Below are 23,856 nucleotides of genomic sequence, written 5' to 3'. Positions count from 1 at the left end.
GCGGACGACGTGAGTGTATCGCAAGAGAGCAAGCAATACAGTCATCGATCAAACCCTGAAAGCTCCAGTTCAGTTGGCTTTAGGCAGGAGGATGATGAGTTCCATCTGGGGATTTAGGAGGTCTGAGGGGGCGTAGACGGCGAAGTTGCGGGCGCGTTGTACGGCCTCCCAGGCGGTGCCGCTGCGCTCGATGCTGAAGTACTGGTAGCGGAGCTTGACGGGGATGGCGCGGGGAGGCTGCTCGACGTGGGTGAGCTTGATGCCGGGGAGGGCCTGGCGGACGAGCATCTCGATGTGGGTGGCGGAGCAGACCTTGGTGAGCTTGGGGATGCGGTCGATGAGGTCGGTGTCGCGCATGTCGGCGGAGACGGCGAGGTAGAAGCGGGAGTTGTCGAACCAGGCGTCCTTGTCGATGGAGGCGGCGTAGATGGTCTCGCGCGTGAGGTTGAGGGGGATGGAGACGACGTTGGTGGGGACGACGGTCTCAAGCATGATGCGGAGGAGACGGTCGAGCTCGATGAAGCAGGGGCCGAGGTTGTCGTGGTCGTAGCGCGGGAGGTCGCGGGGATCGATCTGGGTGGAGAAGGCGGTGAGCGCGCCGGCGAGGTCGGAGAGATCGCCGAAGAGCATCTCGGGCTGGACGCTGGAGGATTCGAGGTAGTGGCGGAGGCCGGGGAGGTGGGTGTTGATGGTGTAGAGGAGCCAGAAGTTGGCGACGTCCGAGGCGGTGAAGTCGGCGAGGGTCTGGTTCTTTTGACGGCGGCTGCCGGAGAGCTGGCTGGAACGGGTGACGAGGAGCTCGATCAGGCCGCGGATGATGCTGGTGAGCGTTTCGTTGCCGTGTACGTCTATGAGAGATGGAACGTAGGTTGGGTCGAGGTGGTACATTCCCGTTTCGGTCTTGAGGACGCGCGCGCAGGCCAGGAGGACGGAGCCTTCAAGGTTTTCGCCTTCAGCGAGGAGCTGGAGATTTTTACGGGCGACCTGTACAGGCTTTTCATTGCTGCCGCTGTTTTCGTCGCGAGTCATCTGAAGCTGTGCGAGGTAGCGGGTGCTGACGCGGCCGCGCTGGAGTGAGACGTTCATGCCGCCTTGCAGGTACTGCGGGATGGCAAGGTAGAACATGCAGGTCTCGCGTCCGTCGCGGAAACATTCGTCAAGGACTCGGGAGGGTGGCGCGGGATCGGAAGCGGGGACGTCGATGGGGAGAGCGTCAGGGAAGATGCCGGTTGCAACAGAGATGGTGAGCGTGCCTTCGGTGAGGGCCTTGGCGTCGATCTGGATCTTGAGGAAGCCCCAGGATTTTGAGACAAGCGAATCGAGATAGAAGCGCACGGTGTCTTCGACGAAGCGTTCCTGCGACTGCAGGTGCTGCGGGGACAGGAAGGTGCCTTTGGACCAGATGACGGGCTGCAACTGTCGCATGCGAGGTGCTCCGAACCGATGAGGATCGCTTGTTAGCTTATCGCATCACTGTACCGCTTCTTGATGCGGGTGAGAGGGCGATTGTTTGGGGGTGAGAGGATGGGTGGAGAGGAAGCTTCAAGGCTCTTCAAAAATTTACTTGTAGGGGAGGACCGGGTTGCGATAGAGTTCACTCCTCAAAGGAAATAGGGCCCTGCGTTACCTCTGTTGCAAGCCTCATTGCTGAAGTGAAGGTTCAGCGATAGTCTCTGACTTGTGTTCCCGTGTGGGTGCGATGGTTTCATCCAGACGATACAGAAGACGTTACCATCCGCTCACATCGGGCCCGAGCGAATGGTAAGAGAAGCAGCGGATTTTCTGCTGGACTTCCACAGGGAGTTGTGGTCTTGTTAGGGGCACCGAAAAAAACCAAGGATGGGGAGCATCATGGCTGAGAGTACGCAACACAAACTCGATCGTGTGAGATCGCCGCGCGTTCATATCACGTATGACGTTGAAGTCGGCAATGCAATTGAACTTAAGGAATTGCCGTTCGTGATGGGTGTGCTGGGCGATCTGACCGGCCAGCCTGAGACTCCGCTGGCCGCATTGAAAGACCGCAAGTTCGTGGAGATCAACCCGGACAACTTTGACACGGTTTTGAAGGGGATGCAGCCGCACCTGGCATACTCTGTTGACAACAAGCTGAGCGACGACCCGAATGCAGGACAGGTGAAGGTGAATCTTCACTTCGAGAGCATGGACGACTTTTCGCCGGAGAACGTGGCGAAGCAGGTCAAGCCGCTGAAGGAGCTTCTGGATCTGCGCACGCGGCTCTCCGATCTGCGCGGCACGCTGCAGGGCAACGACAAGCTGGACCAGATGCTGTTCGATGCGGTTTCGAACACGGAAGATCGAAACAAGCTTCGTGCGGAAGTCGGCACGACCCCGGAGGGTGGAAATGAGTAGTGCAGCGAACCCGCTGGCGAGCGCCAGCACCGCAGAAGCAGTCGAGACGGGCGAGCCTTCCCTTCTTGATCAGATCGTCGCGCAGGGCCGTTTCAGCCGCGAGGCTGGCGATCTAGAGCGAGGCAAAGATCTGGTGAAGGAGTTCGTCAGCCAGGTGCTCGAAGGACAGATGACGTTGAGCAAGGATGCCGAGGCGACGATCAGCGCACGCATCGCGCAGCTTGACCGTCTGATCTCGATCCAGTTGAACGAGGTGATTCATCACCCTTCGTTCCAGAAGCTGGAAGCGACGTGGCGCGGCATCAAGTACCTGATGGATCAGAGCGAGACGAACGACATGCTCAAGATCAAGGTGCTGAACGCGTCCAAGAAAGACCTGCTGCGCGATCTTCAGCGTGCACCGGAGTTCGATCAGAGCGCCTTATTCAAGAAGGTCTACGAAGAGGAGTTCGGCGTATTCGGCGGCGCTCCGTTCGCGGCGATGGTCGGCGATTACGAGTTTGGCCGTGGTCCTGAAGATCTGGAGCTGCTCGAGAAGATCGGGCAGGTCGCATCCGCGGCGCATGCTCCGTTCCTTTCCGCTGCCGCTCCTGGCTTGATGAACCTGAGCGACTACACACAGCTCGGCGCTCCACGCGATATGTCGAAGATCTTCGACAGCACCGAGTATGCGAAGTGGAAGTCGTTCCGTCAGTCCGACGACTCCCGCTACGTTGCGTTGACGCTTCCGCACATCCTGATGCGCCAGCCGTACGGGCAGGATACGAAGCAGATCGAAGCGTTTGCGTATGAGGAAGCGGTGGACGGCCGCGACCACTCGAAGTATCTGTGGGGCAATGCGGCGTTCGGCCTGGCTGCACGCATGACGAACTCGTTTGCGCGGTCCGGCTGGTGCTCGGCGATCCGCGGCGTGGAAGGCGGGGGCCTGGTCGAAGGACTGACGGCCCATAACTTCACGACCGACGAGGGCGATGTCGCGCTGAAGTGTCCGACCGAGGTGACGATCACCGACCGTCGTGAAAAAGAGCTTGCCGATCAGGGTTTTGTTCCCCTGGTTCATTGCAAGGGGACGGACAAGGCCGCGTTCTTCAGCGTCCAGACCGTCAACAAGCCGAAGCTGTACGACAAGCCGGAGGCGAATGCCAATGCCCGGCTTTCGGCCCAGCTTCCGTACATCATGGCGATGTCTCGTTTCGCACATTACCTCAAGGCGATGATGCGCGATAAGATCGGCAGCGCGATGAGCCGTGTCGAGGCAGAGAAGTTCCTAAATCAGTGGGTCAACCAGTACGTGCTTGCGGATGACACAGGATCTGCGGCGGCAAAGGCAAAACGGCCTTTACGCGAGGCTCGTATTGAGGTCATGTCGGTTCCTGGAAATGCGGGTGCGCTGCGCGCAGTCGCGTTTATGCGGCCGCATTTCCAACTGGATGAGTTGACCGTTTCTCTGAGGCTGGTGGCGGATCTGCCGGCTCCCGCGAAGTAATGGCGGGAGCATTCGGAATATCGACCAGTCTTTACAATTCATGAAGTATTAGCCGCAGCATTCACACAACAAGGAGAAGTCATGGCCGTAGATTTTTTTTTCAAACTCGCAGATATCCCCGGTGAGTCCGTGGATTCCAAGCACCCCAACGAAATCAGCGTGATGTCTTTCAGCTGGGGGGCGAGCCAGACCACCTCGGTCTCGGGTTCGGGCGGATCAGGAGCCGGCAAGGCGTCTCTTGCGGACCTGAGCATCATGAAGAACTACGACGTAGCGAGCGGTCCGATGTACAAGGCCCTCCTGCTCGGCACCCACATTGCAACCGGCGTGCTGACGGCCGTGAAGTCCGGCGGCGACGGCAGCCCGTTCCTGACGATCTCTCTGGGCGAGGTTTTTATCACCAGCGTGCAGGTCAGCGGATCAAGCGAAGTTCCGATGGAGAGCGTGTCCTTCAGCTACAACACGATCTCGACCGAGTATGCACAGCAGGATGAGACCGGCAAGCTGAATGTGAAGGCTGCCATCAACTACAACCTGAAGCAGAACCTCGTCAGCTAGGCAGATCATGACGGCGTTGGACCTGTACAAAAAAGGTGAGTTGCAAGAAGCGATCAAGGTGCTTGGTGACGAGGTCAGGAGCAATCCTCTCGACACCAAGCGCCGCACCTTTCTGTTCGAGCTTCTCTGCTTCGCCGGCAACTACGACCGCGCCGAGAAGCAGTTGGATTTTCTGGCAGGAGATGGCGGGAAAACGGCCGCCGGCGCTTTGATGTATCGCAGTGCCCTGCATGCGGAGAGAACGCGGCAGGATCTCTTCGCGAAGAAGGCTTATCCAGAGTTGAATGCCTCCGTCGAGCCACTGACTGGAATGTGGAACGGTCAGGCTTTCTCCGATCTGCGAGATGCCGACCCACGGATCGGCGCAAATCTTGAGGTCTTTATTGCGGGCAGCTACACCTGGATTCCCATGAAGTACATGGAGCAGATCGAGATCGAGAAGCCCGAGAGCCTGCGTGATCTGATCTGGGCTCGGGCGCGCATTGAGACGAGCAAGGCCTTCCGCCTACAGGACCTGGGCGAGGTTCTGATCCCTGTTCTGTCGCCGTTCTCTTATCAGCAGGCGGACGATGCGGTGAAGCTCGGCCGGATGACGGTATGGGAGTCCGCGGATGGTGAGGCGGAGGTTCCGTTCGGCCAGCGCATGATGCTGATCGACGGTGAGGAAGTTCCTCTGCTGGAGTTGAACAGCATCGATTGGGAACGGATCGCGGAGGAAGTCGCCGATGCCTCTGCGTGAGGATCTGCTCGAGCCGATCGCCGGTGCCAATCCTTCCGGGACCAACCTCTACTACGACAAAGTCTTCGATCAGATTAAGGAAGCCCGTATCGAAGATGACGATAGCGGTTCGGCGGGTGCGTGGGAACGCACGCCGAAGAAGGCCGACCACGTCCTTGTGATCAAGCTGGCGAGCGAGACGCTTGCCAAGCGAACGAAGGATCTAAGGCTTGCGGGCTGGCTGATCGAGTCGCACCTGAAGCGAGAGGGAATTGCACTGCTTCCCGGGTGCCTCGATCTGATATTGAAGCTGCAAGATCAGTTCTGGGATACGGTTTTTCCCGAGATCGATGACGACGGCGACCTGGGGCTGCGCGTCACCGCGATTGAAGCTCCTGTGAACCGTATTGCCAGCTTCGTCAAAGGGCTTCCCATTCTGAAGAACGGCTTTGGGCAGTCGAAGTACGTTGAATCCCGCAAGGTGGGCTATGAGAAGGCTGCCGACACCAAGGAAAAGCGCGAGGCTCGCCAGGACGCCATCAACCAGGGCCAGGTCACGGCCGAAGATTTCGATATCGCCTTTGCGGCTACTCCAAAGACATTTTTTGTTGCAACGGAAGAGGCCCTCACGGCTTCCCTTCTCCTGATCGATGAGATGGGGGTGTTTCAGGAGGACAAGTACGGCGACGATTATCCTGCGATGAACAAGCTCGTCACGTCGCTTGAGGAGGTGAAGCAGGCTGTCTCCGGGCTATTGAATGAACGGCGTAAGACGGAACCGGATATTGAGATCGCTCCGGAACCTGAGCCCGAGCCTGAACCGGAACCTGTAGTGGTCGTTGCCGCTCCGATCGCGGTTGCTGTCGAAAGCCAAGCTGCCCCTGCAGCCGTACCGGTAGTGCAGACGGCTCCGTTGAAAGCCGCTGGATTCGGTGGGGTTCCGACGACTCCCGAGCAGGCACACACGGCGGTGATGGAAGGCGCCCTGTTTCTGCACGGTCAGGCTCCACAATCGCCGGTTCCTTACCTGGTCTGCTCCGGTTTGCGGTTTGGAGAGATGCGCGCGCAGGGGGCGGTTTATGAGCTGAACTTTGCCGTCGCCCCTCCTACAGAGACGCGCCAGGCTTTGAAGCGGCTGGCGAGCGAGAGCAACTGGAACGATCTTCTGACACTAGGTCTCAAAACACTGGGAGAGCCCTGTGCGCGGACGTGGCTCGATCTGCAACGGTATCTATGGCGCGGCGCGACAGGGCTGGGAGCGAATGCGCTGGCTGCAGCGATCGTCAGCACCGTGCGTGGCGTGCTGATCGATCTGCCGGAGATTCGCGGGTGGTCGCTGGATGATGACACTCCTGCGGCGAACGCGGAGACACAACAATGGATCGATGCGGCGATCCTGCCTCCGGCACCGGTGATCGAAGAAGAAAAGCCCACGGTTGAAGCGCCGGTTGTGGCTGCTCCACCGCCGATGGGTGCCGGACCAGAACAGATGAAGGGACCCGACATCTATGAGCAGGCTACGATTCTGCTGAAGAGCGGCAAGACAGGCGAGGCCATTACCCTGCTGGTGCGGGACGCTGAACTGCAACCGAGTGGACGCACCCGTTTCCAACGCCGTGTGCAGGTTGCACAACTCTGCCTGGTTGCGGATCAGGGAGCGATTGCTTATCCGGTTCTGGTAGAGCTTTCCAAGGAGATCGAACGGCGCGGGCTGGAGACGTGGGAGACAGGCGAGATGCTAGCGCACCCCCTGGGTCTGCTGCTCAAGTGCCTAGACAAGCGAGGCAGCCCGGCAGAGGAGAAGGAAGTCGTGTTTGAACGTTTGTGTCGGCTCGATCCGCAGGCGGCATTGGGCAGGCTTGCTTAGCCACAGGACAGCGGTTGGGAGAGAGTGCAGTGGCCAAGAGCAAAGCAGAAAATCTCGTAACGCAATCGCTGCTGGACCGGCTGTGCGATGTGGATGACTGGCCTACGACGCGGCAGCAGTCTATGCGAGTTTATCGTGAATCGATCAAGCGGGATGTGGAGTATCTGCTGAACTCGCGGAGGCCACCGATTGAGGATATCAACCTCTATCCGAGGGCGGCGGCTTCAGTGATCAATTATGGGTTGCCGGATATTCATTCGTATTCAGAGTCCGCCGGAGACCAGAGCGCACTGATGACGGCGATGCTACAGACGTTGCGGAGATTTGAGCCGAGAATTCAGGGCGTGCGGGTGTTTGTTTCGCGCGGGGAGGCGATGACGCGGAGTCTTCAGTTTCGGATTGAGGGGCGCATTCAGTTCGACACGCAGGTTGAGAATATCGAGTTCGACACGGTGCTGGAGTTGACGCGCGGTGAGTATGAGGTGAAGTAGGCGATGTCGGAAGAGTTGCTGGAGTATTACGAGCGCGAGCTGAACTACCTGCGGCAGATGGGGGGCGACTTTGCGCGCCGCTATCCGCGGGTGGCAAGCCGTTTGCTGCTCACGGGCGACTCCTGCGAAGATCCGCATGTGGAAAGGCTGCTGGAAGGATTTGCGTTCATGGCGGCGCGGGTTCATCGGCGCATCGATGATGACTTTCCGGAGATCAGCGAATCGCTGCTGAACATGATCTACCCGGCCTACCTGCGGCCAATTCCCTCGATGACGATTGTGGAGTGTCTGTCCGATCCTGGGCAGGGGAAGAAGACGGCGGGTACGAAGATTCCGCGCGGCTCCGCGATGGTGACGAAGGCGACGGTAGATGGGATGCCGTGCCGGTTCGAATCAGCTTATGAGGTTGAGCTTTGGCCGTTCTCGGTGGTGGAGGCGGAGTGGCGGCAGGTGGAGCGGCTCCAGTATCCGGTGCGGGCTTCAGGCGAGGTGCAAGCGGTGACGGCTGCGCGGCTGAAGCTGAAGTGCTTTCAGGACGTGGAGTTTGAAGGGCTTCCGCTTTCGACGCTTCGGTTTCATCTGGCGGGCGACGCAAGCGTCGTCTACAACCTGTACGAGATGATCTCGGCGAACTGCATTGAGATCATTTTGCGCGATCCGAAGAACCGGACCCGAACGATCTCGCTGGAGCCCGGGCAGATCCGAATGGTGGGTTTCGAAAAGGATGAGGCGGTGATTCCGCATGAGCGGCGATCGGCTGAAGGACATCGTCTGCTGCAGGAGTACTTTGCGCTGCCGGAGAAGTTCCTGTTCTTCGACCTGAGCGGGCTGGAGGCGCTGGGGGAAACAGGATTTGGGGACGAGGCGGAGATTATCTTTCTGTTCTCTCGGTTTGAGCGGTCAGACCGGCAGCAGGTGATGGAGTTGGGGGTCAGTGCACGAACGTTCCGGCTGGGATGCACGCCGGTGATCAACCTGTTTCCGCAGACGGCCGAGCCAATTTTGCTGACGCAGACCAAGCATGAGTATACGGTGATTCCCGATGGCCGGCACGCGGCGATGATGGAGGTCTTCAGCATCGACGAGGTGATTGCGGCGAACCCGAAGCTGCGGCAGTCGGTCACGCTGGAGCCAGTGAACGCGCATCGGTATGAGACCCGGGAGCAGAAGGACACGGCCTACTGGACGGCGACGCGGAATGTGAGTCAGCTTGGAGAGCGCGAGCCTTCCGTACTGACGATCTCCGTGGTGGATCTGAACGGGCAACTGAAGAGCCCGGATGCGGACGTGCTGACGGTACGGACGACCTGCTCGAACTTCGATTTGCCGTCACGATTCAATTTCGGTACGACCGAGAGCGACATGGAGGCTGTGGGTCATGCGGCGGCGAAGGTCGTGAACGTGCTGCGGCGGCCCACGGCGAGTGCCGATCCACCGCAGGGCAAAGGTCAAGTTTGGCGGCTGGTCTCTTTGCTTTCGTTGAACTACCTGTCTCTGACGGAAGATGGGAAGACGGCGCTGCAGGAGATTCTGCGGCTGCACAACTTTACGGATTCGCAGCACCTGGAGAACCACATCGGCAGCATTCAGAAGATGACCTCCGGGCCACACTTCGCGCTGGTGCTTTCCGACTACGGACTGGTGCCGGCGCGCGGTACCGAGGTTCACCTGGAGCTTGATGAACAGCAGTTCGTTGGCGGCGGCGTTTACCTGTTTGCGGCGGTTCTGGATCGATTTCTGGCGGGATATGCCTCCATCAACAGCTTCTCGCAGCTTTCCGTGCGGACGAATCTCAGGAAGGAGGTAATGCGGACATGGCCACCGAGAGCGGGCACGAAGGTTCTGCTTTAGAGACGGACCGGGCGCAGTTTGAGGCCGTCCGGAAGATGCTTGATGACGAGCCGTTCCGCGTTCGCTTCTTCCAGGCTGTGCGGATGCTGCAGCGAATGGAGAAGGGCCGAGGCACTGTAGGCGGTTTTTCGCAGCCGCAGGATGAGACTCTTCGCTTCTCTTCCCTTCCGACGTTCGGGTTTCCGCCGAGTGAGATCTATGACCTGGAGCGGATGTCCTCCGGGCAATTGAAGATGACCGTGCAGTTCATGGGACTGACTTCCGCCCTGTCTGCGCTGCCTTCGATGTACACGGAACAGGCGTTGACGCGGATTCGCGAAAAAGATCGCGCGATGGTTGAGTTTTTTGATATTTTCAACCATCGCATTCTTTCGCTTTTCTACCGCGCCTGGGAGAAGCACCGCTACTACATCGGGTATGAGGCTGGACTCGATGACAAGCTGAGCCTCCGTCTGCTGGACATTCTGGGGCTGGGCACGGAAGGTCTTCGGAATCGTGCGCGGCTTTCCGATAAGACCTATATCTACTATGCCGGACTGCTGGGACGGCACATTCGTACGGCGGATTCGCTCCGTCAGATCTTGGAGGACTTCTTCGACGTTCCGGTGCAGATCAACCAGTTTGCCGGGACGTGGCGTTCCCTGCCGAAGGAGAATATGACGTTTCTTTCGGGAAGCGGGCGGATGAGCGAACAGCTTGGACTGGGCGTGGTGACGGGCGAAGAGGTCTGGGATCATCACGGCCGGATTCAGATTTCCTTGGGGCCAATGCGTTTTGACCGGTATCAACAGTTTTTACCGGGTGAGACCGGATACAACGAGTTGGTCGGATGGATGCAGTTCTACTCCGACGGCGCGTACGAGACCCAGGTGCAGTTGATTTTGGATAAGCAGGATGTGCCCGAGTGTGAGTTGGACGGGCAGGGCCAGAGTACCCCGCGGCTTGGGCTTGTGAGCTGGTTGAAGACACGGCCGAGGATGACGGATGCAGGTGAGGCGACCTACCTTTTGGCTTAGAAAATTTCTCTAGAGTTTGCAGCAAGAAAGGCTATCCCCGTGAGTCTGAATCTGAAGTCCCTGATTGCGAAGTTGAACGATACGACCCGCAGCGTGCTCGAAGCGTCGGCTGGTTTGTGCATGTCTCGCACGCACTATGACATCGAGATCGAGCACTACCTCGTGAAGGCGATGGAGAGCAGCGATAACGATATCGCGTCGATCCTAAAGCATTACGGCGTGGATAAGTCGCGACTCTCGAAGGAGTTGGACCGGGCGCTGGACAATATCAAGACGGGCAATGCGCGGTCCCCGGCGTTCAGCCCTCAGTTGGTGAAGATGTTGGCGGAGGCGTGGACTGTGGCGTCGATCGAGTACGATGCGGGCAGCGTACGTACGGGCTTTACGCTGCTGGCGCTACTAACCCACGAGGACCTTGCACGCGCCGTGAAAGAGATCAGCCGCGAGCTACAGAAGATTGAACCAGAGGGGCTGCGTAAGGACTTCTATACGATCGTGGCGAACTCGCGCGAGGTACAGGCGAGTCTGAAGCCAACGGGCGGAACGGGCGACGCGACGACCAGCGATGGGCCTGCGGCGGGCAAGGGTAAGACTCCGAATCTGGATCAGTACTGCGTGAATCTGACCGGTAACGCGAAGGCCGGAAAGATCGACCCGGTGCTGGGACGCGATGCTGAGGTTCGTCAGATGATCGACATCCTGATGCGCCGCCGGCAGAACAATCCGATCCTGACCGGTGAGGCGGGTGTGGGTAAGACCGCTGTCGTGGAAGGGCTGGCGAACCGGATCGTTCAAGGTGATGTGCCCCCGGCACTGCAGGGAGTTCACCTGTACAGCCTCGACCTGGCGTTGTTGCAAGCCGGCGCGAGCGTGAAGGGTGAGTTCGAGCAGAGGCTCAAGGGACTGATCAACGAGGTGAAGTCTTCGACCGAGAAGATCATCTTGTTTATCGACGAAGCGCATACGATGATCGGCGCGGGCGGTACGGCGGGACAGAACGATGCGGCCAACCTGTTGAAGCCGGCTCTCGCACGTGGCGAGTTGAGAACGATTGCTGCAACGACGTGGTCTGAGTACAAAAAGTACTTTGAGAAAGATCCGGCTTTGGCGAGGCGCTTTCAGGTTGTGAAGGTCGAGGAGCCGAGCGAAGAGGTCTGCTGCACGATGCTCCGTGGAATTGTTGCTTCGCTCGAGAAGCATCACGGACTGCGGATTCTGGATGAGGCGATTGTCGCGACGGTCAAGCTCTCGCACCGGTACATTGCCGGTCGCCAGTTACCGGATAAGGCGGTCAGCGTTCTGGATACGGCTTGTGCACGCCTGGCTCTCGGACAGAACTCAATGCCTCCTCAGTTGGAAGACGTTCTGCGGACGATCGACAGCCTTGAGGTGCAGAAGCGGGTGCTGGAGCGTGAGAACGTGATCGGCGCTAGCCATGGCGAACGTGTGACCGAGATCGACGAGAAGATCGCCAAGAACAAGGCGACGCTTGAAGAGTTGAAGGAGCGCTGGGAGAAAGAGAAGGCTCTCGTTTCCGGCATTCGCACGATCCAGATCGAGCTTGAGGCTGAACCGAAGAAGGACGAGGCAGCCGCGGCAGAGGCACGGAAGAAGCTGGGCGAGCTTGAAGCAGAGTTGCTGGCACTGCAGGGTGAAACCGGACTGATGAGCGTTTCGGTCGACGCTCAGATCTGCGGTGCGGTGATCTCGGCCTGGACGGGCATTCCGCTGGGCAAGATGATGAAGGACGAGATCTCGACTGTGCTGACGCTTGCCGAACACCTGAAGAAGCGTGTCATCGGACAGGACCATGCGCTGGCTGCAATCGCACAACGCATTCTCACCTCCAAGGCGAATATGGACGATCCGGTCAAACCGATTGGCGTCTTCATGCTGGTGGGACCGAGCGGCGTGGGCAAGACGGAGACGGCGATCGCGCTGGCCGACCTGCTCTACGGCGGCGAGAAGAACATGATCACGATCAACATGTCGGAGTTCCAGGAAGCACATACGGTATCGACGCTGAAGGGTTCGCCTCCGGGCTATGTGGGATACGGCGAGGGCGGTGTGCTGACCGAGGCTGTGCGTCGCCGTCCTTACTCCGTTGTGCTGCTGGATGAGTGCGAGAAGGCTCATCCGGACGTGCTGGAGCTGTTCTTCCAAGTGTTCGATAAGGGCCGGATGGAGGATGGTGAGGGCCGCGAGATAGATTTCCGGAACACAATCATCCTGCTGACGAGCAACGCAGCGACGGATACGTTGATGAAGCTGTGCGCCGATCCGGAGACGATGCCGTTCTCCGATGGACTGCTGGCGGCGATCAAGCCGGAGCTGAACAAGATCTTCAAGCCGGCGTTCCTGGGCCGCATGATCACGGTGCCTTACTTCCCTGTTAGGGATGAAGCTCTGAAACAGATCATCCGGCTGAAGCTTGGCAAGATCCAGAAGCGGCTACGCGAGACGCACAAGGTCACGATGACGTATGACGATGCGTTACTGAACGAGGTGGCGTCGCGTTGCACGGAGGTCGAAAGCGGTGCGCGAAACGTGGACAATATTCTGTCCAATACGATGCTGCCCGAGATCTCGCGGCAGATGCTCGGGAAACTGGCGGAGGGCGAGACGATTGAGAGTGTCGCGATCTCCGTGGCGGACGGTAAGATGACGTACGATTGGCAGGAAGTGGCAAAGGCAGCCTGAAGGCTGGCATGCCGCACGCCTCAGTTTGAGGCGTGCGGCGCGCGCAAGAAAGCGGGGAGACCCGGAGCAGGTCGACTATGGGATCGCAATCGCAGGATGATCGTCTGATGAAATTCACCAGCCCTCTGGGGCCGGATGAGCTTGTGATCGAGACGCTGGAAGGTACGGAAGGAATCTCGCGCCTATTCGAGTTTCAAGGCGAGTTGCTGGCGGACGCCGGCACCGAGATCGAGCTGTCGGCGATCATGGGGCAAAAGGTTACGGTGGAGATCTCGCTGGTCGAGACGCAGGGCAGCCGGTATATCAACGGCATGGTCAATGGGTTTGTGCAGATGGGTGGGGATACCGATTTCGATGTGTATCACGTCCACATCGTTCCCTCTCTCTGGCAGTTGACACTGGCGACCAACTGCCGTGTCTTCCAAGGCAAGACCGTGATGGACATTATCAAGGCTGTGATTACGCCCTACGGCTTGAGCGTTGGCGATAAGACGGAAGGGACGCTGCAGGCGCTCGACTACTGCACGCAGTACAACGAGACGGACTTCAACTTCATCTCGCGCCTGGCGGAGCAGCACGGCATCTTTTACTGGTTTGAACACTCGGACAGCGACAACAAGGTGAACTTCGGCAACTCGCGGACTGCCTATGCGGATTGCCCGCTTGTGAACACCGTTACGTATTCGCCGAACTCCGATGTTTCGCAGGACCGGTATGTGTCTTCCATCCAGAACTTCAGTTCAACGGCGACGATGGTGACGGGGCGCCATATCACCGGCGACTACGACTATCGCACCTTCGACCCGAATAAGGTGGATGGCGTGCCGACCACAAGCACGTTCGCGAATAACACGTTCAGCAACTACTACTGGCCCGGCGGCGAAGAAGGATACGTCAAGCTGGAGACAAAGCAGCTTTCGACCCCGCAGCACGCGAAGGGATTTCTGGCGAACCGTGCGGGAGCGAGCGACCTGGAGGCAGAGGTCCTTCATGGGGTATCCAGCGCACGCACGATGACAAGCGGCTATACGTTCACGATGACGGACCATACGAACGACGCCTGGAATCGCAAGTACCTGTTGACGGAGATATCTCACCAGGTGGACCAGATTCCCTCCTACCGAAGCACGACGGGGGGAGACGACGGGGAGTATCGCAATCGATTTACAGCTGTTTCAAGCGACCTTGTATTTCGTCCCCGGCTGGTTACCCCAAAGCCGCTGATTCATGGACCGCAGACGGCATTCGTGGTTACGGCCAAGGGCGAGGATATTCACATCGACAAGCTGGGGCGTGTCTGCGTGCAGTTCTGGTGGGACTACCAGCGGCCGGACGGCAATACGATCGACAACACCTGGGTTCGGGTGGCGCAGTCCTGGGCTGGGAATGGGTGGGGCACTTACTTCTGGCCTCGAACGGAGGATGAGGTCATTGTTCAGTTTTTGAATGGCGATCCGGATAATCCGATCATCGTGGGCTCGGTCTATAACGGGACCAATGTTCCAAAGTACGCACTGCCTGACATGAGCACGCGCAGCGGAATCCTGACGCGAAGCAGTCAGGGTGGTGGCGCTGCGAATGCGAATGAACTGCGGTTCGAGGACAAGATGGGGAGCGAGCAGATCTTCATCAACGCCGAGCACGACATGGATCATCGGATTGAGAACGATCACCGCGAGTACGTCAAGAACCTGAAGTCGGTGATGGTTGACGGATCTCACTACGATCAAACGGGGGGAGATCGTCATTCAACGCTGAACGCGAACAAGGTTGAAAAGATCAAAGAGAAGATGAGTCTCGATGTGGGTACGGACCGCAATGAGAAGGTGGGTGGGAACGTATCGCTTCAGGTCGGAACGAATATGGCTGAGAAGGTCGGGATGAACTACTCCATGGATGCGGGGATGGAGGTGTACATCAAAGCCGGGATGACGCTGGTGATCGAAAGCGGGATGGAGCTTTGTCTGAAGGGGGCAGGCGGGTTTATCACGATTGGGCCGGCCGGGATTGCGATCTCGGGCACGATGGTGATGATCAATAGCGGTGGCGCCGCTGTCTCTGGGACTGCGGGCACGATCGTGGATCCCGATCCTCCGACTGCTCCCGACCAGGCCGACGACGGCACCAAGGGCGGCAAGATGTAGATTTCCGTGGGCCTCCATCGAGGCCCACGGTGAGCATCCCTAGCATTCGATCCAAGTATCAGGTGGAAACTTTGACCCAGCCCCAGGACCAATCCAGCGCGGAGACGAACTTCCCCACCGTGGGAAGATGGCTGGTCACGGCCCTGCCGCGGGGATGGCTTTATGTGGCGAACTTCGGGATTCGACAGATGGCCGTCGACGCCCAGAGCATTGTTGCCAATGTGTCGCTGGGACAAGACGAGCTTGGCGAAGCCGACGATCTTGCGGGGTATATTGCAGCTCAGTCCAAGCTGATCGCGCATCACCTTGATGATCCGACCATGGCAGGACCAAAGCCGATGGAGTTCCCGGGTGCTGAGGAGGCTTGCCTGTTCTTCGTTCGGCATGTTCCGGAGAACGCAGGCAGCATGTTGCATGCGCAGACTTATGTTCGATCCGGGCGATGGGTAGGGATCATTACCCTGACAACGCGGGAAACTGAACTCAAGGCGGTTCGGCCGGACTACGACGCATTTGTCAAAGGCCTGCACATCACGCCGGAGCCTGCCGTGAACGCACCCCAAGCCTGATGATTTTGATCGACTTGAGTTAAAGATTGGCGCTGAGAATATAGATGTCTGAACGGACTTTTGATTGAGTCTCAGGATAGGACTGCCTCGAGAGGAAACGTACCTGGCACGCCTGCCCCTCTATCCTGAACCGATTGATAACGGATGAGTAAAGGGACGTAACTGATGCGAATTATTCATCTCTATTTTTGTTGACCCTCCAGATGCTGGTTTGTATCATCATCATGTTTTCTCCATCAACCAAATGCCGATCTCTCCCTTTTCTCAAAAGGGTTTTGTTCCATGTTTATTGGTCGAGCAATTAAGGTGCCGGTATGGCTTCGCTGCGCAACACTCTTTTGATTTCATCTTTGTCCGCCTTTCTGCCTTTCGTCACTGCTTCCCTCAGCGCGCAGGCTCCCAAGCCGCTCGTCTCCGGACACAAGCAACTGGATCGCACGCTTCCGCTCGCCTTCGAAGAAAACGCGGGACAGCTCGCGGCGGGTGTTGGCTTTCTTGGGCGAACGCAGCATTACAGCGTCGCGATCGGGTCCAAGGACCTGCGCTTTTCACTGCCAGGAGCGCATAAGTCTTCCTCCGTCGTGATGACATTTGATGGAAGCTCCGCGACGGCACCGGTCGGGATCACCACGGCTCCCTTGCTGACGAACTATTACATGGGCAAAGACCCGTCCGACTTCAAGACGGGGATCAGGAACTATAGCCGTATCGGCTTGAATCATGTTTACCCCGGTATCGACGCGCAGTTCTACGCGAGCGGTGAAGCGATCGAGCACGACTTTCTCGTCTCTCCCGGGGCGGATGCGTCTGCGATCTCCATGCACCTGAGCGGTGCCGACAAGGCGACTTTGGATGCGCAGGGCGAGGTGCTGATTCCGGCTGAATCGGGAGAGCTGCGCCTCAAAAAGCCGGTCGCCTACCAGATCACTCCTGAGGGCAAGCACGTTGAGGTAGCGGCTGATTTTGTTCTCGGCGGGGATGCTTCCTCGCGAAGCCTTCGTTTTGCCCTGGGTGATTATGATCACTCCCGCCAACTTGTGATCGATCCCGTGATCGTCTATGCAACCTACTTCAGCGGAAGCGCAGACTCGACGGCCACGGCCATCGTCGCCAATCCCGCAGGAGATGTTTTTCTGACGGGCTATACCCGTTCTCCCGCGGCTGATTTCGGCGTGACCGCGACGACGGACAATTCAGGCGGAGAAACAACAGGCATTGCTTACTTTGTTGCTCGGTTCAACAACACCGACAAAGGGTCAAAGGTGTCATGGCTGACCTATGTGGGTGTCGACGCGGTTGACTCGAAGACTACGGCGCTTGCTCTACAGCCGACCCCGGCGGGGGTTGTCGTGGTCGTCGGCGGAACTACCGCGCCTGTGACGACCCCGGCCGTCACCCCAACACCAACCACTGGCTTCCTCTCCTTTCTGAAATCTGCGGACGGAACGTTCAACAGCACCATGCCCTTTGCGGCCGCCACGGGCGGAGTTGCCGATACGGGCATCAGCGCCGTCACCGCAGTGGCGAGCGACAGTCTGGGGAATGTGATTGCCGTTGGTAACAGCACGGGATCCGCGCTGGCAACTACCACCGATGCGATTGTCGTTGACGCTCCGACGCTCGCAGTCCCCGTTACGAAAGGCGTGATCGTTAAGTTGAACGCAACGAACACCGTCACGTTCGCCTCCTATCTCATGGGAGATACGCTCAATCCCTTTACGACGATCAGCAGCGCGGCTGCCGACCCGGCGGGAGTTTCCATTTACGTGGGTGGTTACACCGTCGGCGATTTCCCCCAAGCGGGTACCTATAGCTCCGGAGCGATGAACCAACCGAACGCCGGGGAGCCCGCAGGCGCATACAACTCATTTGCGGCGCAGATTCTCCCGACGGGTACGGCAACGCAGGCGACGATCGGGTACAGCGTCTGGATGGCCGGCAGCGGCAGCGATCAACTGAATAGCATCGCGCTGGACACATCAACCAAGAGCAGTATCGGAAACCTTCTGATCTTCGGACAGACCACGTCCACAGATCTTCCTGGGGCCAACGTCACCTATACCTACTTCAACACGGACACCCCGGTCACGACACCAACGCAAGGTCAGGTGGGTGCCACTCCAGTGTCCGGCACGCTGACCAAATCGGCGACAACGAATAACTCCGGCTTTGTGGTCAGTGTGGATCAGACCGGAAAGCCGCTCGTGGTGACTTACCTTGGCGGCAGTGGTGATGATGTCATCAACGCTGGCGGTGTTGACACGAACGGCATGGTCTACGCGGGGGGCAGTTCGACCTCGTCCCAGACGATGAGCTATCCCCCGGCCGTGGCGCTGGGCGGACCGACCACCCCGGTCCTTCCGGCTGGGCAGGATAATACCCTGGTCAGCTCAAAGCATGGTTTCGTGATTCAGTTGCCGGCTGCGCTGAGCGCGGTGAACTATATTGCGAACGTCGGCAGCCCATCGGGACCTGATACCGGCATCGGCCTGGCCCTGGACAGCAGCAACAATGCTTATCTGGCCGCGAACATCGCAGCGTCCCTCTTCCCTGCTTACACGCCACCCGGAGCTAATTCGGCCTTTGAGAAGAGTGCCAAGACGCCGGCCATCGCGTCCGCCTATGTCGCGGAGATCGCCAACTCAGCTCCGAGCCAGTTGACCCTTACGGCGATTCCGCTGAGTGATGCGACGGTCGTCTCGCCGCTTGCACCGCCGACACCCGTGACCGGGACACCTGATCCGATCGGTTATGCGGGAACGAACGTTGCGGTTCAATACCTCTGGCAGTTGACTGACTCAAGTACAGCTTTGCTGACTCCGCTGGACATCATCGTCCAGATCCCGGCCACCACGGGTCTGACTTACTCGGCTCCTACGATCACGGATGTTAATGATCCGACGAAAAACGTTGGCGCGACATGCACTCTTTTGGCGAGCGGGGATGCATACTGCACGTTCCTGGCCTTCCCCCAGACGACCAGCGGGACCAACGATACGCTGCTTGTGACACTACCGGCAATGCTCACGGCACAGCCTACAAGCTCGCTGATCTTGACTGCGACCGCAGTCGATGCCGGATCTGACACGACCAGTTCATCTGAACAGAGCAACATCCAGGTTCCAGCGAGCTTTACCATCACGGCGCAGGCCACGGTTCCCGCTGCCGGATACGCCTTCACGACCAATACCGGCGGATCACTCCCCTCAACCCAGGTCAGCTACGCCTTTACGATTTCCAATACTGCGCCCATCGGGGGAGATGCAACCGGCGCGATCTTCAAACTGAACCCTGCACTCACGAACCAGTTCCAAATCGTCAGCGCGACGCTTTCCCCCGGTGCGATCGGGACCTGCGACACAAACGGATGCACAGGGCTGACGATCACCGCAGGCGGAAGCGCAATCTACACCATCACGGGATACATTCCCGACTCAGAGTTGGCCGGCGCTGCGAGCGCTATATCGTCCGATTCGTTTACCCCGCATGTCTCCTCGACGCTCTCCACTCCGGGAGACCTGTCGTACGCGCCGAAGACGCCGATTGAACGCGGTGTTCACCTCGTGCTTGGCAGCAGTTTGTCGCCCTCTTCCACCGCGATCAACCTGGGTGATTCGATCGCCTACACCGTCACCGTCGGCAACAATGGGCCGAGCGCTACAAGCGGCACTGATGTCCTTACCGTGACTCTGCCCACCGGCTTCACTCCGACAAGCACCGGAAGCTTCGTCTGCGGAAACGGGACCCCGGTTGTCTGCACCATCAACATCGCGGCGATCGCATCCGGAGGCAGCGCGTCACCGGCCTATACGATCAGCGGAAAGTTCCTGGACAACCAGAACAACGCCGGTATCCTGGCGGCTGCGGTTGCTGAGAAGTTCTCTGCGACGGCCACGCTGAATGGGGACTTTGAGTCTACCGCGACCGCCGGAGGGCCGGATTATGCAACCTCTGCCAGCACGACAGTCCAACGCACCGCAGTTCTTTCTATCCTCAACCTCGGGGCAAGCTTACCCCAGCTGGATACGACGTGCGCGGGAGGGAATGGTCACTGCATCTATCTGTCGAAGACGGGTGATGGCAGCGATACGATCAACTACACCTTCGCCGTCCAGAACCAGGGTCCGAATATTGCGGTGGGCGCTCAGTTCACCATCAACCTTCCGTCCGCTCCTACGAACGCAAGCGGAGCCCACCCGCTGGTCTTCACGGTAGGAAATACGACAGCCTCAGCGACACCGCTGTTTGGGAGCAAAGTCACATGCAGCGCACCGAATGCGTCGAACCAGATTCTTTGCAGCGGTAACATCGCCTTCGACCCGACCATCGGGACCCCCACGACTGTAACCATCATGGGAACAGCCGCCTCGGACGCCACGAGTGTTCCGGCCAATGCGGTCTTCGTCACAACCGCGGCAACTTTGGGCTCGTTCGGTCTATCAGAGAGCGCAAACGGCGCGCCCGCCGGAAACTCGGCGTTGCCGCTGATCGAAATCGACCGCGCGGCCCACCTGGTGACCACAAAGGTGATCAGTCTCGTTGGGAGCACCCCTTCGTCACCGATCAACCTGGAAGAGAATAAAGCCAGTCTGCTGCCAGGTGTGAACGACACGATCAAGGCCACGATCAGCGTAGGCAACTCCCCGTTGGACGATGCGCCAAGCGTCGTCCTGACCGATACGCTGCCGGCTTACTTCCGTATGACTCAACTACAGATTCCCGCAGGCGTTACGTGCACGATCAACGGGACCGCCGTCACCTCACCCCTGACCACGGGATATGTCACGGGTCCGGTAGCGACGCCGGCTGTCCTTACCTGCGCCTTGGGCACGGTCGCCGCCAAGACGGCCACTGCGCGGGTAGGTTCCACTCCTGCAACCATCACGACTCCCGCCGTAACGATCACATACTCCGGGAAGTTCATCGATAACGGTGCATCCGATGACATTACTGGGTTAGCCGCAACAAAACAGGCGATGGCGGCGGTGACGCTCGCAGGGGCCGCTTCCACGACCAGCTTCGCCGTGGATCCTTCGGCTTCAGATGCGACAAGCCAGGGTGCATCCGTCAACGTCGTTCGTTCAGCGCACCTTCTCGTCCGGAAGACTCGCAACTCAGCGGTCGCGGTTTCTCCGTTCGTGGACAAGGACCCCAACCTCGACGAAAAGAAGGCAGCCTTTGGCGTCAATGATGAGATTGAATATGCTGTCACTCTCGCCAACGGTGGTGTAAACACTGCGGTGGGTGTCCAGTTCGCTGATATTCTGCCGCCTTACTTTACTGTCCTCAAGACTTACTTCGTCGCAGGATCGTCCGTCGCACCGGATAACGCTGCGAACCTGGGGCCGACCACTGCAGCCGTCCCCGGACTCACGTGCACCAAGGCAGACGGTTCGGCGCTGACGCTGCCCATCGTCACACAGGGCACCAGCCTGCCGATCATCTGCACCTACGGAACTGCGACCGCTCCCATTGCGCTTGCGGCCGGGGCTTCGAAGACCGGGGCGTTTGAAAGTACCAGCTCGGTCCAGTTCGTGTATCAGGGCAAGTTCCAGGACAACGCTCCCGGACTCGACAATCTCGGAAACGGCGTCAGCACCTATTCGGTCACGTCCGCACCGGGTGATGCGACGGTTTCTTCCGCCAAGGTAGTCGATCCGGGCCCTGCAACTGACTCTAAGAGCGCTGCACTGGCTGCCTATACCATCCAGCGCGCCGCGCACCTGATCCTCATGGGCGCTCCGCGGCAGACGATGACCAACGAGACACCTTTGACAGCGGGAGCAAACGGCCCGATCATCGCTGAAGCTGAACCGAGCGTCGGTGGAGGAACACCGGTCTTCAACTGCCTGCGCTACAAGGTTTATGTGCAGAACTCGGGGCCGAACATCTCTCGCCTGCCAACTTTCACCGTGGTACCGCCAGCAGGGCTGAACCTTGCTTCAAGCGCCATGGGCACGACGACCACGCCGGGTTCGGATACACCGTTGCCCAGCACCTGCTCGTATGGTGCAACTACATCAACGACCATTAGCCCGACCTCCGTGGTTACGCCGCTGTCTGAATTGCCAGGCTCGGCGCTGGTCATCGACGTGGACGGCTACTTCAAGCTGGGCACGCTCGCAGGGGTGAACTCTCAGCTTCTGCCTGCCACCCTTGCCTACTCCGCGCTGATGGATCCGGGCATCGTTGATACCACCGGTGCGACGTTTACTCCGGTGAGCGGACCTGCAGTGACGGTGGTCAATACTCCGTCCGGCAGCAACTTCATCGTGGCGCCGTTCTCCAGCACGGGCACACAGCCTGCGACTCTCACCTTCGCAGCGGTTGCCGCTCCGGGAATCACGACGGAGACTACCACGAACAGCTTTGCCGCACGGCCTATGGGCATTTCGCCTGACCCGCGCGGATCGAAGACGGCAATTCCTCTCTATCAGGCTGGCTCTGCCGCTCCAAACTTCTATACGCTTGGAACGACGGCCGCGCTGGTGAACAGCGGAAACCCAACCAACCTGTGCTTCGCGAACCCCGCGGGAGGCGCGCTTTCGGATGGCTTTGCGAAACCTGAGCGTGTTCTGCTGTGGCCGCTGGCTGGATACACCTCTACCAACTTCATCCATACGGTGCCGAATATCCCAGCTCCGGCAGGCGACATTACAACACTCGTGAAGCCTCTGACCGGCACAAGCTACGTCGAAGCAGGCGGCAGCGCGTTGCCGTATACCTCGTTCGCGGGCTTCCCCGCGACGCAAAGCCAGCCCGCCATGGTCTGCGGACAGGTAGATGGTTTTGCACCAGTGACTGCTCCGCTCACCGTCGCGGTCTTGGAGCCGGTCAATTTCGCTCCTTACCAAACACCGAACAGCGCTTCGATCTCTTCGACCCCCGGTAAGGGTGTGTCCGAGGTGTCGTTCCTGTTCCCGACAGCTCACGACTACAACGAGCACGATCCGTGTTATACCGATTCAAGCACTTCTGGTGTCGGGACAAATCGTGGCACCTGCGATGACAATAAAGTGCTGACAACATGGATCTTCGGCGGAGAGGCTTTAATTCCGAGCCAAAGCCATGTTGTTGGGCCCCTGGCGACCGCGGCAGGTTCAGCGTTCGTCAACAGCACGGTCCCTTACGAGGTTCAGGGTGGGGAGACTCTCTTTGAGCTGGTCGCCGATCAACTAGCCGTTGCTGTATACAAAGCAGCAAACTTCTGCGATCCCGGCAACGCACCTGGGTCCTACTCGCCGGTAACGGTTCCCGCACCTTGCCCGATTTCAATAGCGGGACTAAGCAGCAATCCTCCTCAGGAGATTGTCTTCAGCAGCGCCGATATCTCTGATTTGACCCCTAGCATCAGCGGCGGCGGCAGCGGGCTCATCATTCTTCCTCCGGCCACAACGCCATCCTCTCCCTCAACGACGGTGCTGACCGGATACACGGCAGCGGCGGCGACGGTTACCGCTGGCCAGACCGTTGGCTTCCAGTGGAAGCTGGGGGATATCGTTCCGACTGCAACGGGTGGCACCTATACCTTGAGCTGCTTCGGCGTCGACTCGGCAACCCAAAGCATTGTGACGCCGCTCCCGGCTGGGTTGACCTGCCAGATTGGTGGAACAATTACCTTCCCCGCCAACTTCACCACAGCGACCGCGCCGACCAATCCCGCGATCTACGTTGTGACCTCGGGCACGCTGAACGCACAGAATCGGGTTCCAGCCACATTGCCCACCTGGAAGCTGGTTGGCGGCGGTGTGTTGGCGGCGATGCTCATTCCATTTGCAGTCATGCGCCGCCGGTATCCGAAGCGCTTCGGCCTGCTGGTTCTGCTATTGATGCTGACTGGCGCGGCAGGACTCTCCGGATGCGGATCAGGGGGCATCGCAGGCACAACGGCCACGACCGTAACCCCAGCCGGATCATATTACTTCCGCGCTTCGGCTACTCCGGCAACCGGCAGCGGCATACTTTACAGCACGGCGTTCTCTGTGAAGGTGGTGGCAGGAAACTAACGGCGCACGTGACGAGAGTTGAAGGGACTCTGCTATCGTGGCTTTCAACTGAATCTTAAACCGGCAGTTCGAGAAGG

13 protein-coding genes are annotated in these 23,856 nt (G+C 58.9%); 12 read left to right on the top strand and 1 reads right to left on the bottom strand.

Annotated elements, in window-relative coordinates; all coding sequences use genetic code 11:
• Nucleotides 1-69 precede the first annotated feature (69 nt).
• The gene (gene tssK, locus ACIX9_RS18960) at nt 70-1,425 is read right to left on the bottom strand and encodes a type VI secretion system baseplate subunit TssK (RefSeq protein WP_013572714.1); all 1,356 of its coding nucleotides are present in this window, start codon (nt 1,423-1,425) and stop codon (nt 70-72) included.
• A 426-nt stretch (nt 1,426-1,851) separates the two neighbouring features.
• On the opposite strand from tssK, the gene tssB reads away from it, so the two are divergent.
• From tssB to ACIX9_RS18900, 12 genes are all read left to right on the top strand, one after another.
• Nucleotides 1,852-2,373 (top strand): type VI secretion system contractile sheath small subunit, encoded by a 522-nt coding sequence (gene tssB, locus ACIX9_RS18955; RefSeq protein WP_013572713.1) that lies wholly within the window; start codon nt 1,852-1,854, stop codon nt 2,371-2,373.
• Nucleotides 2,366-3,859: a type VI secretion system contractile sheath large subunit gene (tssC, locus tag ACIX9_RS18950; RefSeq protein ID WP_013572712.1), complete on the top strand. Its 1,494-nt coding sequence runs from the start codon at nt 2,366-2,368 to the stop codon at nt 3,857-3,859. The genes tssB and tssC overlap by 8 nt, the downstream gene beginning before the upstream one ends.
• 81 nt (nt 3,860-3,940) lie before the next feature.
• Nucleotides 3,941-4,417 carry an Hcp family type VI secretion system effector gene (locus ACIX9_RS18945; protein ID WP_013572711.1) on the top strand — a complete coding sequence of 159 codons (477 nt, stop codon included), beginning with the start codon at nt 3,941-3,943 and terminating at the stop codon, nt 4,415-4,417.
• A 40-nt stretch (nt 4,418-4,457) separates the two neighbouring features.
• Nucleotides 4,458-5,156: a type VI secretion system accessory protein TagJ gene (locus tag ACIX9_RS18940; protein WP_232298895.1), complete on the top strand. Its 699-nt coding sequence runs from the start codon at nt 4,458-4,460 to the stop codon at nt 5,154-5,156.
• Complete coding sequence (tssA, locus tag ACIX9_RS18935) at nt 5,143-7,002, top strand: type VI secretion system protein TssA (protein ID WP_013572709.1); 1,860 nt, start codon at nt 5,143-5,145, stop codon at nt 7,000-7,002. Before ACIX9_RS18940 ends, tssA begins: the two co-directional genes overlap by 14 nt.
• A gap of 29 nt (nt 7,003-7,031) precedes the next feature.
• The gene (gene tssE / locus ACIX9_RS18930) at nt 7,032-7,493 is read left to right on the top strand and encodes a type VI secretion system baseplate subunit TssE (protein ID WP_013572708.1); all 462 of its coding nucleotides are present in this window, start codon (nt 7,032-7,034) and stop codon (nt 7,491-7,493) included.
• Between the two features lie 3 nt (nt 7,494-7,496).
• On the top strand, nt 7,497-9,344 hold the full coding sequence (gene tssF / locus ACIX9_RS18925; protein WP_013572707.1) for a type VI secretion system baseplate subunit TssF: 1,848 nt from the start codon (nt 7,497-7,499) through the stop codon (nt 9,342-9,344).
• Nucleotides 9,308-10,360: a type VI secretion system baseplate subunit TssG gene (tssG, locus tag ACIX9_RS18920; RefSeq protein ID WP_013572706.1), complete on the top strand. Its 1,053-nt coding sequence runs from the start codon at nt 9,308-9,310 to the stop codon at nt 10,358-10,360. Before tssF ends, tssG begins: the two co-directional genes overlap by 37 nt.
• A gap of 39 nt (nt 10,361-10,399) precedes the next feature.
• Nucleotides 10,400-13,060 (top strand): type VI secretion system ATPase TssH, encoded by a 2,661-nt coding sequence (gene tssH / locus ACIX9_RS18915; protein WP_013572705.1) that lies wholly within the window; start codon nt 10,400-10,402, stop codon nt 13,058-13,060.
• Nucleotides 13,061-13,167: 107 nt separating this feature from the next.
• Entirely contained in the window at nt 13,168-15,204 is a 2,037-nt protein-coding gene (locus ACIX9_RS18910; protein ID WP_013572704.1) for a type VI secretion system Vgr family protein, read from the top strand.
• Between the two features lie 62 nt (nt 15,205-15,266).
• Complete coding sequence (locus ACIX9_RS18905) at nt 15,267-15,773, top strand: hypothetical protein (protein ID WP_408609733.1); 507 nt, start codon at nt 15,267-15,269, stop codon at nt 15,771-15,773.
• Nucleotides 15,774-16,087: 314 nt separating this feature from the next.
• Nucleotides 16,088-23,779, top strand: coding sequence for a DUF7948 domain-containing protein (locus tag ACIX9_RS18900; protein WP_013572702.1), 7,692 nt, complete (start codon nt 16,088-16,090; stop codon nt 23,777-23,779).
• Nucleotides 23,780-23,856 lie beyond the last annotated feature (77 nt).

This window comes from Granulicella tundricola MP5ACTX9, from assembly GCF_000178975.2.
In the GTDB taxonomy this organism is placed as follows: Bacteria; Acidobacteriota; Terriglobia; order Terriglobales; family Acidobacteriaceae; genus Edaphobacter; species Edaphobacter tundricola.
Note: the sequence above shows the minus strand (reverse complement) of the source record. Positions and strands in the feature narration are given on the sequence as shown.

Coding starts and splice junctions, on each gene's coding strand:
- tssB (WP_013572713.1), top strand. CDS start 1,852: ATGGCTGAGAGTACGCAACACAAACTCGATCGTGTGAGATCGCCGCGC.
- ACIX9_RS18900 (WP_013572702.1), top strand. CDS start 16,088: ATGGCTTCGCTGCGCAACACTCTTTTGATTTCATCTTTGTCCGCCTTT.
- ACIX9_RS18910 (WP_013572704.1), top strand. CDS start 13,168: ATGAAATTCACCAGCCCTCTGGGGCCGGATGAGCTTGTGATCGAGACG.
- tssF (WP_013572707.1), top strand. CDS start 7,497: ATGTCGGAAGAGTTGCTGGAGTATTACGAGCGCGAGCTGAACTACCTG.
- ACIX9_RS18945 (WP_013572711.1), top strand. CDS start 3,941: ATGGCCGTAGATTTTTTTTTCAAACTCGCAGATATCCCCGGTGAGTCC.
- tssK (WP_013572714.1), bottom strand. CDS start 1,425: ATGCGACAGTTGCAGCCCGTCATCTGGTCCAAAGGCACCTTCCTGTCC.
- tssG (WP_013572706.1), top strand. CDS start 9,308: ATGGCCACCGAGAGCGGGCACGAAGGTTCTGCTTTAGAGACGGACCGG.
- tssA (WP_013572709.1), top strand. CDS start 5,143: ATGCCTCTGCGTGAGGATCTGCTCGAGCCGATCGCCGGTGCCAATCCT.
- tssC (WP_013572712.1), top strand. CDS start 2,366: ATGAGTAGTGCAGCGAACCCGCTGGCGAGCGCCAGCACCGCAGAAGCA.